13 protein-coding genes are annotated in these 11,692 nt (G+C 37.6%); 12 read left to right on the plus strand and 1 reads right to left on the minus strand.

The annotated features are described in order from the left end of the window. Positions 1-46: 46 nt before the first annotated feature. Complete coding sequence (locus PYW34_RS01855; protein WP_002286323.1) at positions 47-715, plus strand: response regulator transcription factor; 669 nt, start codon at positions 47-49, stop codon at positions 713-715. Positions 716-717: 2 nt separating this feature from the next. Next, positions 718-1,761, plus strand: coding sequence for a HAMP domain-containing sensor histidine kinase (locus PYW34_RS01860; protein WP_002294614.1), 1,044 nt, complete (start codon positions 718-720; stop codon positions 1,759-1,761). A gap of 236 nt (positions 1,762-1,997) precedes the next feature. Here the strand turns inward: PYW34_RS01860 and PYW34_RS01865 are convergent, their stop codons facing one another. Next, positions 1,998-2,879 (minus strand): LysR family transcriptional regulator, encoded by an 882-nt coding sequence (locus PYW34_RS01865; RefSeq protein WP_002286319.1) that lies wholly within the window; start codon positions 2,877-2,879, stop codon positions 1,998-2,000. A 158-nt stretch (positions 2,880-3,037) separates the two neighbouring features. Between PYW34_RS01865 and PYW34_RS01870 the strand changes: the two genes are divergently transcribed. The 10 genes from PYW34_RS01870 to PYW34_RS01915 all read left to right on the plus strand — a co-directional run bounded on the left by PYW34_RS01870 (position 3,038) and on the right by PYW34_RS01915 (position 11,667). Continuing rightward, positions 3,038-3,766, plus strand: a complete 729-nt coding sequence (locus PYW34_RS01870; protein ID WP_002294613.1) for a DUF554 domain-containing protein — start codon at positions 3,038-3,040, stop codon at positions 3,764-3,766. Positions 3,767-3,921: 155 nt separating this feature from the next. Continuing rightward, positions 3,922-4,239 carry a PadR family transcriptional regulator gene (locus PYW34_RS01875; RefSeq protein ID WP_002286315.1) on the plus strand — a complete coding sequence of 106 codons (318 nt, stop codon included), beginning with the start codon at positions 3,922-3,924 and terminating at the stop codon, positions 4,237-4,239. Then, positions 4,232-4,840 carry a DUF1700 domain-containing protein gene (locus tag PYW34_RS01880; RefSeq protein ID WP_002286313.1) on the plus strand — a complete coding sequence of 203 codons (609 nt, stop codon included), beginning with the start codon at positions 4,232-4,234 and terminating at the stop codon, positions 4,838-4,840. The genes PYW34_RS01875 and PYW34_RS01880 overlap by 8 nt, the downstream gene beginning before the upstream one ends. Before the next feature lie 54 nt (positions 4,841-4,894). Continuing rightward, the gene (locus tag PYW34_RS01885; protein WP_002322196.1) at positions 4,895-5,686 is read left to right on the plus strand and encodes a DUF4097 family beta strand repeat-containing protein; all 792 of its coding nucleotides are present in this window, start codon (positions 4,895-4,897) and stop codon (positions 5,684-5,686) included. 137 nt (positions 5,687-5,823) lie between these two features. Next, positions 5,824-6,312: a DUF5348 domain-containing protein gene (locus tag PYW34_RS01890; RefSeq protein ID WP_002286309.1), complete on the plus strand. Its 489-nt coding sequence runs from the start codon at positions 5,824-5,826 to the stop codon at positions 6,310-6,312. A 50-nt stretch (positions 6,313-6,362) separates the two neighbouring features. Continuing rightward, positions 6,363-7,235, plus strand: a complete 873-nt coding sequence (locus PYW34_RS01895) for an SPFH domain-containing protein (protein ID WP_002286307.1) — start codon at positions 6,363-6,365, stop codon at positions 7,233-7,235. Between the two features lie 175 nt (positions 7,236-7,410). Continuing rightward, positions 7,411-7,773: a YxeA family protein gene (locus tag PYW34_RS01900; protein ID WP_002286306.1), complete on the plus strand. Its 363-nt coding sequence runs from the start codon at positions 7,411-7,413 to the stop codon at positions 7,771-7,773. Between the two features lie 8 nt (positions 7,774-7,781). Next, the gene (locus PYW34_RS01905; protein ID WP_002286304.1) at positions 7,782-8,534 is read left to right on the plus strand and encodes an ABC transporter ATP-binding protein; all 753 of its coding nucleotides are present in this window, start codon (positions 7,782-7,784) and stop codon (positions 8,532-8,534) included. 13 nt (positions 8,535-8,547) lie between these two features. Next, a complete protein-coding gene (locus PYW34_RS01910) occupies positions 8,548-10,350 on the plus strand; it encodes an FtsX-like permease family protein (protein WP_002286302.1) in 1,803 nt (600 codons plus the stop codon). A gap of 276 nt (positions 10,351-10,626) precedes the next feature. Then, positions 10,627-11,667 (plus strand): aldose epimerase family protein, encoded by a 1,041-nt coding sequence (locus tag PYW34_RS01915; protein ID WP_002286298.1) that lies wholly within the window; start codon positions 10,627-10,629, stop codon positions 11,665-11,667. Positions 11,668-11,692: the final 25 nt, after the last annotated feature.

An 11,692-nucleotide genomic window follows, 5' to 3' on the forward strand; every position in this document is an offset into this window, starting at 1 on the left:
CTACAAGAAAAAATCTAGAAATTTTTCAAAAAACAGAGGGAGATCAATGAATCGTATTTTAGTAGTAGAAGATGATCCGCAATTACAGTTGCTTTACCGTTCTGTGTTGGAACGAGCGGGCTTTTCAGTCATCACCGCATTGAATGGAGAGGATGCGCTGAAAAAACTAGAAGCGACACGTATAGAATTAATCATTACAGATATCATGATGCCGAAAATGGATGGCTATGACTTGCTAGACTCATTACGTAGCACCAGATTTGACACACCTGTTCTAATGATTACGGCAAAGGCCGATTTTGAGGATAAGAAACGCGGGTTCAAATTAGGAGCAGATGATTATATGACAAAACCCATCGATGTCAATGAGATGATCCTACGTGTGGAAGCATTGCTTCGACGTTCAAAGATCAATTACAGCAGTAGCTTGATAATCGGACAAACAAAATTAGAGCTAGATGCTTATACAGTGTTACAAGATCAGCATTCGTTGATTCTGCCTCAAAAAGAATTTCTGCTTCTGTATAAATTACTGTCTTATCCCAACAAGATCTTCACTCGCCAACAGTTGATGGATGATATTTGGGGATTAGATACGAATACAGAAGAACGAACGATCGATGTACATATCAAACGTTTAAGGACCCGTTTTGAAAAGACGGAAGATTTTCAAATCATCACAGTACGGGGACTAGGCTATAAGGCGGTTATTTAAAGATGAAAAAAAAGCTATTTTCACAATTATGGATCTATTTTGCTAGTATTGTCTTCATTTCGATCTTAGTGACACTGCTGTGTTTTCTCGGTTTTATTTTCTTATTGTCTCGACATTCTATCTCGCCTGCTGAATCGGCTGGAAAACCAACGTTATACCCGTTATTCGTCTTTGCGGGGTTCAGTATGGTCGTGGGTACAGGAATATCGATTTTTGTTGGGCGGCGTATCCTGCATCCAATCAGTGCGCTAGGGACAAATATGAGTCTGGTAGCAACGGGAGATTTTTCGATTCGAATGGATGAACAGCAGAAAGTAGCAGAAGTACAGCAACTGTATAAAGATTTCAACGTTATGGTCCAAGAACTCAATAGTATCGAGACACTGAGGAATGACTTTGTGTCCAGTGTATCCCATGAATTCAAAACACCACTAGCAACAATCCAAGGATATGTTCAATTGTTACAAGCCCCAAATCTCTCTGACGAAGAACGCCAAATATTTTTATATCGGATTATCGAAAGTATCACGCAGCTTTCACAATTAACAGAGAACATCTTAAAATTGAACAAACTGGAAAACCAGCGTATCCAACTGGAAAAGAAAGAGTATCGATTAGATGAACAAATCAGAGAAGTAATCGTTTTTTTGCAGCCTAAATGGGAGAAAGAACAGCTAGAATTGGATATCGAACTTGCTGCAGTAAATTACACAGGCAATGAAGAGTTTTTGTACCAAGTGTGGCTGAATATCATGGATAACGCCATAAAGTACAATCAAATCAATGGACAGATTCATATCAAACTATTTGAGACAGCCACAGAGATTGTACTGGAAGTGACCGATTCAGGTGTAGGAATGAATGAAGAGACCAGAGATCGAATGTTTGAAAAATTTTATCAAGGAGATACAAGTCGTCAAATTTCTGGGAATGGGCTAGGACTTTCACTGGTTAAAAAAATTCTAGAACTGCATGATGGACGTATTGATTATAGCAGTATCGAAGGAGTAGGAACGACAGCAATGATACGGTTAAGTAAACAATAGGAAAAAGAATAAAACCCCTAAAAATTCTATTGAAGGTTTTTAGGGGTTTTTAGTCGTTTTTTTGTGATTAGGGAAATGTTCTTACGGTTCTTTTGGCATAAAAATCGCTGCTTTCTTATTGAACTACGAGAAATGTTAGAGGTGTCATTGAAACAAGGACATGATGCAAGAAAGAGAGCGAAAGTCATGCGTCGCTCTCTTTTTTTGGGTGGATAGATGGACAGAAAATGTAGGGCTTAGTTTTCTTCTTGATTTAAATACTCCCAAAATGTATCTGAAGCCAAAGAATGCTCACCGACTTTACGAGTAAATGCAAGATAACTCTCTGTTGTTGGAGAAATAGGGAGAATCACAGTATTTTCTTTTAATAGATTCTTGACTGTTTTTTCCATAACAATAGCAATCCCCATGTCATTTGCAATCATATTGATGATCAAGTCGATTCTTGCTCCTTTATAAGAGATTTTTGGTTCAAATCCAGCTTCGCGACACAGATCTAGTACAGGTTGATACAAGTTCGTAGTGGGGCCAAGGAGCAAAAAGTTCTCCTTTTTCAGTTCGCTTAGATCCAATTTCTTTTTACTAGCTAAAGGATGATTTTTAGGTAGAACTGCTACAAAATCGTCTGTTTCAGTAGGCAACCACTCAATCGAACTTGGTGGGGCCTGGAAACTTCTAGCAAAGTGGATCGTGTCACTATGTTCATTGGCGTCATTGTAAGTTAATTCGACACTTTCCACTTCTTTCAACTGGACTGTAAATTCAGGATGGCGTTTCAAAAACTCGGTGATTTTGGAAAAACCTTTATAATTGATCATTGTCGGTATCGTTAAGATATTTAATGAAAGATTGTTGTCTTTCGTATAGGTTTCAAGCACTTCTTGCATAGCATGGTATTGTTCTACGACATTTTTTACATATGGGAGCAATAAGCTTCCAGCTTCGGTCAATTCGATTTTTCTATGGGCGCGTTCGAATAATTTGACGTCTAATTCTGTTTCTAACGAAAGAATCTGTTTAGAAATATTTCCTTGGGTGGTGAATTGTCGATCAGCAGTTTTGGTGAAATTCATTGTTTCGGCTAAATCAAGAAAAACTTCGAATTTATGGATATCCATCATATTCCTCCTACTTATTCCAATAAAGAATACTTTAACACAAAAAATGAATTGGTGTAATCTTCTCTGTCTGTTACAATCTTTCTTGCAGCGAAAGCAATAATTACAGAAATTTTTCTGATTTTTTTCGCTTCGTAGAAAAAGAGAGGAGTTTTTTGATGCCAACTGGAGTTTTGATCAATGTAGGTTCCGTTTTGCTTGGCGGACTAATTGGCGGATTAGTAGGAAATAAATTAAGTGAACATTTTAAAGCACAGCTGACGATGGTTTTTGGTGTGTGTTCGATGGGGATGGGAATCTATTCCATTGCGCCGATGAAAAATATGCCGGCTGTTATTTTTGCTTTAGTGATAGGAACAGCGATTGGTCTGATTGTTCATTTAGGTAATGGGATAAATAAGGGGGCTGCGCTGATGCAAGTACCTATTTCTAAAATCTTCCCTAGTGAAAAGCTTGGTATGACCCACGATGAATTTATCAGCACATTAGTGACGGTCATTGTTCTATTTTGTGCAAGTGGTACGGGGATCTATGGAAGTTTAGATTCTGGGATGACAGGAGACAGTACGATTTTGATTTCTAAATCTGTCCTTGATTTTTTCACAGCAGCTATTTTTGCGTGTAATTTAGGGTATGTCGTTTCTGTGATAGCAATTCCCCAATTCATTATTTTTTATATTTTGTTCTTATTGGCAAAATTTATTTATCCATTGACTACACCAGACATGATCTTAGATTTTAAAGCTTGCGGCGGATTCTTGATGGTCGCTACCGGTTTTAGAATGATCAACGTGAAAATGTTCCCAGTAGCTGACATGATACCTGCAATGATCGTTATCATGCCACTGAGCTGGATGTGGACAAATTGGATTATGCCACTGTTATAATAAAAATCAAAGAGAAGCCATTTTTTGCTGACTAAAAAGGATCAAATCTTTTAGTCAGTTTTTTTGTATTTGACAAACTGATTTTGAAACTATATTATATGTTGTATAATATAGATTGAAATAAAATATTACACTTGAGAATAGAAGGTGACGTAATGCACATCCAGATTCCAACTGTTCTTCTTGATGGTACTGTGCTAGCAGCATTAAGCAAGGAAGATATGTATGGGTATGCCTTAACAAAAATCGTACAAGAAAGTCTCTCTGTCAGTGAATCTACACTATATCCGGTTTTGAGAAGATTGAAAAAAGAAGGATATCTTGAGACCTATGATGAACCTTTTGAAGGCAGAAACCGTCGATATTACTCGTTGACACCAATGGGAAGTCGTCATTTAGAAGAAATTATTGATGAATGGATTGTTTTTCGAGATTCTTTAGACCGGTTATTGGAGGAGAGCACAAATGAATGAATATTTGAATGAAGTTGTGGATCATCTTCAAGAAATTCCTGAAGACGATCGTTTTGATTTGATCCAGTATTATGAGGAATATTTTTTAGATTCTGGAAAAACATTAGATCAGATCATTGATGAATATGGTACACCAAAGCAGTTTGCCTTAAAATTAAAAATCAGTTACTTTTCAGAAGAAGAACAAGCAGAAAACGAGTTAGTGAAAAATCCAAAAAGACAAATTCGCCTGATTTGGTTAATCATTATCGGTTTATTTGCTTCTCCTGTCCTCATTCCACTAGCACTGGGGTTTATATTGGTTATTGGGGGACTATTGGTTGCTTTACTAGCGCTCATTTTTAGTATCTATGTTTTATGTATCAGTATCTTAGGTGTTGGCCTATTCATGATCATCTCAGGAATCAGTGTGTTTGGACAATCGATTCTGAGTGGATTATTCTTTATCGGTGTCGGTCTGTTCGCCACAGGAAGCGCAGTATTTATTTCGCCACTGTTGCTGAAAGGAACAAAAGGGCTTTTTTATGTCATGATGAACTTTGTTAAATGGATGGGACGACGTTTTATTACAAAAAGAGATCTGCATTCAGCGGGCGTTTGAAGGAGGACACATAAATTGAGATTGAAACATTTTTTGATTACCGGTATTGGTCTGATGCTTACTGGTGGCCTCCTAGCAGGTGCAACTTATACATTAGGCGCTCAAAAGAGTCTGACTTGGGATAATGGTCCTCGGTTGATCGATATGGTTACTGAGACAAAAAAAATCAAGGATGCAAACAAAATCGTCATCCATGCAGAAAATCAAACAGTTTCGGTCATACGCGGATTGGATTTTGAGATAAAAACGACTTATGATAAGACAGAAAAGCCAGAAATAAAGGAGAAAAATGGCGTGTTGACTGTGAATGCAGTCAAAAAATCAACAGGTGCAATCATTAGTTTAGAAGACACAAGTGCACAAATCACTATTGTTGTCCCTGCAGATCATGAATTATCTGAATTGACAATCGAAGGGAATAATAGTGCAATTGATATCAACGAAGTATCAATCAAAAAAGTGAATACTAAGACACATGATGGCTGGGTATCGTTCAATGAATTTACAGGAGGAACAATAACTGCGAAAGATGAATTAGGCTCACTTCGATTAGATGAGGCCAATGTGGATAACTTGATCGTCACAGGTGAAAACAGCAACTTCCATCTAGAAGACAGTTTGATCAGCAAAGAAGGAAAAGTCATCCTAAACGGTGGCAATTTATCTTTGCATGAGATGGAAAACAGTGGCTATACTATCCAAACGTCTGGTGAATCTTATATTGAAAAAGACTACCAGCCAATAACAAATACTTTGTTAGAACAAGGACAGAAAAAGCTAAAGATCACTGCTAAAGACACATCGATCAATATTACGACGGATCAAGAGGACAATGAAACAGATTGATCCTGTACTCAACTGGATATTTTAAGAAAAAACAGCAAAGATCCTTCCAATCTTTGCTGTTTTTCATCGCTTAACGCACATAACTATAGTAAAATAAGAAAGAAAATATCTAAAAAGAAAACAGGGTGAAAGAGTATATGAAGGTAGAAGAAGGTCAAAGAGAAAAGTTAAAAACAGAAATGGAAAGATTACATACTTATATCACTCAACTAAGCCAAACCTTCTATGATCCAGACAAAGAAAAAGTGATGGTTAATTACCCGAACAATTCAGAAGGTCGCCAATTAGAGCAAGTGTACCATGAAGTTTTCAAACATTTATTGACGGTGAAGAAAGAGCTGGATTATTATTCTTTACCGATTATCGATACAGGAATATTGAAGTATGATGGGAAGAAGGAACGATTTATCTTTAAATCTGTTCGGGAAGATTTGCCTCTTTCAGCAGGGATGGATCTAGAGGTCTTGGTAGAAGACTATTTTACAGAAGAAAAGCACTGGGTTCGAACAAAATTGGATTATTTACCGCAGGCAGCCGGAGGGACACAGGCAAGCGGTTGGTACATCACTGAAGACAAAGAGTTAGAACTAGAAGGTGTAATGGCGCGTATTCGAAAAAAAAATTAAAAAAGTAACATTAGATATTTATTGAAGGATAAAGGAGCGCAGGAAGTAGCATGAGAGAAAAAAGAGCATTTTATATCAATGGTTATGCAGGGATTGTCGGATTGGTCGTATTAGCTTTAGTTGGATTGTTTTTCTTCTATTTAGGTATGTGGCAAGCGAAAGTTTGGGCACTTTTTTTAAGTATTTTTCTTTGGTTGATCACGTTATTGTTGTTAAGTTCGGCAACTGTAGTCAGTCCTAATCAAGCAAAAGTAATTTTGTTTTTTGGACAATATTTAGGTACGATTCGAGAAAATGGCTTTTTCCTTACGATACCTTTGGCACAAAAAATGACTGTTTCGTTGAAAGTTCGGAATTTCAATAGTTCTGTTTTAAAAGTCAATGATTTGGATGGAAACCCCATCGAAATCTCAGCAGTAGTAGTCTTTAAAGTCGTTGATACAGCAAAGGCATTATTCGATGTAGCGTATTATCAAGATTTTGTAGAAATCCAAAGTGAGACAGCCATTCGGCATATCGCTAGCCAATACCCGTATGATACATTCAATGAGAATGATTTGACGCTTCGAGGAAACACGACGGCAGTGTCTGACGAGTTGCAAAAAGAGCTGCAAGAGCGTTTAGCAGTAGCAGGTGTCGAAGTAATCGAAACACGCTTGAACCATTTAGCCTATGCAACAGAAATCGCTAGTGCCATGCTCCAACGTCAACAAGCAAAAGCCATTTTGTCTGCTCGACAAACCATTGTTGAAGGAGCTGTCACAATCACTCAAATGGCCTTAGAGCAAATCGAAGATGGACAAGAAATCAATTTCACCGATGATCGGAAAGTCCAATTGATCAATAATTTACTTGTCTCAATCATTACAGACAAAGGAACGCAACCTGTTATCAATACAGGCGACATGAAAGACCGTAAGTGACATACTTTTTGTAAGATAGGAAGAAGGAGTTTAGGACGGATTATTGTCTTGAACTCTTTTTTTAGTTGTTTTAAAGAAAATGACAAAATTGAAAGAAGAATGATAGTTGATTCGAAGGCAGAATTGTTCGCTTTTTTCTATAATCAGTATATAAAGTAAGAGAGAAGGGGAAAAAGTGAAAAAACTTCTGATCGGTCTACTTGTTTTCATCGTTGTGGTACTTGCAGGGGTGAAAATCGCAGATTACGTAGTTATGGGTGGAGAAGAATACTATGTACAAATTACGACAGATGGTACAAAAACAGTTTCAAAATCAGACTCTGGACAAGAAACAGTCAACTATAGATATATCCTGCCTGGCTATACGAAAGAGGGTAAGGAAAAAGAACTGGACTTCAAGGGACAATTGACTCGACCGCTTCGTAAAGGAGCATATTTAAAAATCACCTGGAACAAAAATAAAGGTGTCACTTCGTATGAAGAAGTCGAAAAAAAAGACGTGCCGAAAACAGCACTGGAAAAACTAATTAAAGGGTAGGGAAAGAAATGAACAAAATAGTCGAAGTACAGAATGTAACAAAAGTATACGGAAAAAACAATGAGAAAAAGACGCAAGCATTAAGCGGCATCAGCTTCGATGTAGAAAAAGGCGAATTTATTGGGATCATGGGCGCTTCTGGTTCTGGTAAGTCGACACTTTTGAATATTTTATCCACATTAGATAAACCAACAGATGGGCATATCCGAATCAATCAAAAAGATGTGACCACATTAAAAGGAAATCAACTAGCAGATTTTCGTGCGAATGAGATTGGCTTTATTTTCCAAGATTTCAATTTATTAGAAAGCTTGACAGCACAAGAAAATATCGCTGTTCCTCTTTCTTTACAAGGCGTCAGACCAAAAGAAATCAAGCAACGTGTCCAAAAAATTGCAGAACGTTTATCCATCTCTCATATTTTGGAAAGCTATCCTTCTGAGATTTCCGGTGGACAAAAACAACGGGTCGCCGCCGCACGTGCATTGATCACACAACCAACGATTCTATTAGGGGATGAGCCTACAGGTGCGCTGGATTCCAAAAGTGCCCGGGATCTTTTAGATACGATGGACGAATTGAATACAAAAGATCATGTATCGATTCTTCTTGTGACGCATGATCCGTTTTCTGCAAGTTATTGCCAACGTATTTTATTCATCAAGGATGGCGGTATCCATCAAGAAGTGAAACGTGGAGATCAAAGCCGTGATTCCTTCTATCGAGAAATACTATCTATTCTTGGAAACTTGGAACAGTAGGGAGAGATTGACTATGCTTTGGAAATTATCACTTACTGGGATCAAGAGCCGTTTAAGAGACTACTTGGTGTTATTCTCAGGATTAGTTATGGCATCTGCTATTTTTTACATGTTTGAATCAATGGCAAGCAACGAAGCTTTTTTGAAAAGTAATACGATCGTTGCGGCTACAGTTATCATTTTCCGATTCGGTTCTGTTTTACTAGGGATCATCACATTCGTTTATATTTTATATGCAAATTCCTTTTTGATGACGATGCGGCAAAAAGACTATGCAATGTTTATGATGCTGGGAGCAAAAGGCAGAAAAATCGCACAGATGATTTTTTCTGAAACATTCTTAGTAGGGATCGCAGCTACTTTAGTGGGTTCAGCTGTCGGTGTAGGATTGACAAGTATCGTCCACCGATTATTAGTGGATCAGTTAGATCTCAATATTTCGCATTTTACACCTTTTAGTATTCACGGGTTGTTGATCACTGTTTTGTTTTTTGCTGTTTTGTTTTTATTAGCTGCTGTTGTCAATGCTTTTTCGATTGTCAAAAAACCGATTTTAGCATTGATTCGTGCGGATCAGACACCAACAAGAATCAAGCAGCATAAATTCTTGTTTTTCCTTGAAGTAGTACTGGGAATTGCTTTTCTAGGCTGCGGTTACTATATGATGAAACACGTGGGGACCTATCAAGTCTTTGGTATAGGGGTAGCCTTAGTTACGATCGTATTAGGAACTTATTTCATTTTCCATTCTGTGATCATTTTCTTTTTATCATTACTAAAGAAATCAGAACAGATTTCATTGAAAAAATTGAACAATTTCACATTGTCACAGTTAAACTTTCGTATTCGTGAATATACACAAATGCTCTCAATGGTCGCTATGCTGTTTGCCTTGGCACTGGGCGCTTTGACGGTAGGATTAGGTTTTAAAAATGAAATTGCAGACTTGACAGAAAACAATTCTGGATATGATCTAGTGATGAATAATCCTCGGGCAGAAGATCAGCAAAAAATCAAAGAACTTTCACCAACACTTTCTGCTTCTTATACTCAAAAAGAAGATGCGGGAACGATTTACTATAATGCAAGTGAATTTGCGGCTCAACCATTGATCATGATAAAACATGAAGATGGAACACCGCCGAAGATCACGAAAGAAAAAGTTCCTGCTAAAAAAATGAATGAACTGACTGTACAAGAGGAACTTCGAAGCTATGAATTGCCGGAACAGCAAGAAAAAGAAATCAAGGTAGTCAGTCAATCAGAATTTGATCAACTGAACTTGCCACAATCCACTTTACAGCTAGTTCAGGTAAAAGACTTCCAAGCAAACCTGAAACCAATCGAAACACTTGTTGCTCAAAATAAAATGAACAATCCATCTTTGCAAAAAGTAGAGTACAGCAACCAGAAATATGAAATGTATGAAGTGTATAATGGTCTATTCTCTGGTTTTGAATTTATGGGATTCTTCCTAGGTTTAGCTTTCTTGACCATGCTTGCTAGCTGTTTGATGTTCAAGATCTTGTCAGGAAGCAAGAGTGACATTGCTCGTTATGAAATGCTTGAAAAGATAGGAACACGACGCGGGTTGCTTAAACAATCGATCCGTAGAGAAGTAGGCGTGTTATTCTTAGCACCAGGAATCTTAGGTGTAGTCCATGTCTTATTCGGATTACAAATGTTTGGTCTATTCATGCAAAATCCATACAAAGATATTTGGGTTCCGTTTACGATCTTCTTCGTATTGTATTTCATCTACTATGTACTGACGACATGGTTATATACTGGAATCGTATTGAAAAAGAGATTGTGAAAAAGCTGTCCTGCATCAAGTAATAAGAACAGCCAAGCAAAAATAGCTCCTCATATTTTTCGTTTGGTTGGGCTTATTACCGCAGATGCAAGCTTTTGAACACCGTTTGTTCGGAAAAAGAGGTTGTGACAATATTTTTGTCACAACCTTTTTTTCACGGTCTTTTATTAGAATATAGTAAATTTTTTCTCGTTACTCACGGAATAAGCTGTTAAGAAAACGGTTTCCATGTATACTGGAATCAGTGCAAATGAAAGAAAAGAGGGTGCAAGGAACATGGAAATCAATGAACAAAATTTTGGCGAAAACTATCACTTGATTACGATCACGAATCAAAATGGGACATCTTTGTCTGTCAGTGATCTTGGGGCACGGGTTGTTCATTTTCAAACAATAATCGATAATGAAAAACGAGAGTTGATCTTAGGTTTTGATGAAGCAAAAGAATATCTAGAAAAAGACCCTTATATCGGTGCTTCAATCGGACGTATGGCTGGACGGATTACGAATGGCACATTCAAATTAGATGATGAAACGTTCGAAGTAAAAACAGACCCGGACACTGGTCATTGTTTACATGGTGGTGCACCTAGCTTTGAAGCCAAGCAGTGGCATTATACAGTCATCAATGGTGAAAACGAAGCATCGGTCATTTTCTATCAGACTAGCCCAGATATGGAAAACGGATTTCCTGGAACTTTAGATGTAGAAGTACGGTATACGCTGACGAACGATGATACATGGCGAGTGACGGTCCAAGGGATCAGTGACCGCAAAACAGTATTCAATCCTACAAATCATGTCTATTTCAATTTAACCGGTGATCCAGCACAGTCAATCGACGAACATATACTTTGGTTGAATAGCCGATTATTTGCTACGCTCAATAAAGATACAACGCCTACAGGAGAAGTAGTTTCAGTAAGTGGCACAGCATTTGACTTCCAACGTCCTAAAAAATTAGGTGAGGTCTTTGCCAGTGATTTTCGCCAATCAATGATAGTGGGCGGCATCGATCATCCATTTTTGTTGAAAAAACAATCTGGTTTACTAAATGCTGCGGAATTGACAAGCCCAGATGAAAAAGTATCGATCCAAGTAAAAACAGATGCTTCAGGAATCGTGATTTTTACAGCAAATTTTGGAGAAGATGGACCGGAAATGCGCGGGAATAAATTAGTAAATCATGGCGGTATCACATTTGAGACTCAAGAACTGCCAGGAGCGGAGCGACTTGAAAGTTTTGGAGATGTCACTCTGGAACCTAACCAAGTACGCGAGTTTGTAACGGAATACAAAATAAATATAAAGAAATAGAATAAATTAAAAAGGGAGTGTGACA

Origin of the sequence: Enterococcus faecium, from assembly GCF_029023785.1 — a bacterium.
Taxonomy (GTDB): Bacteria; Bacillota; Bacilli; order Lactobacillales; family Enterococcaceae; genus Enterococcus_B; species Enterococcus_B faecium.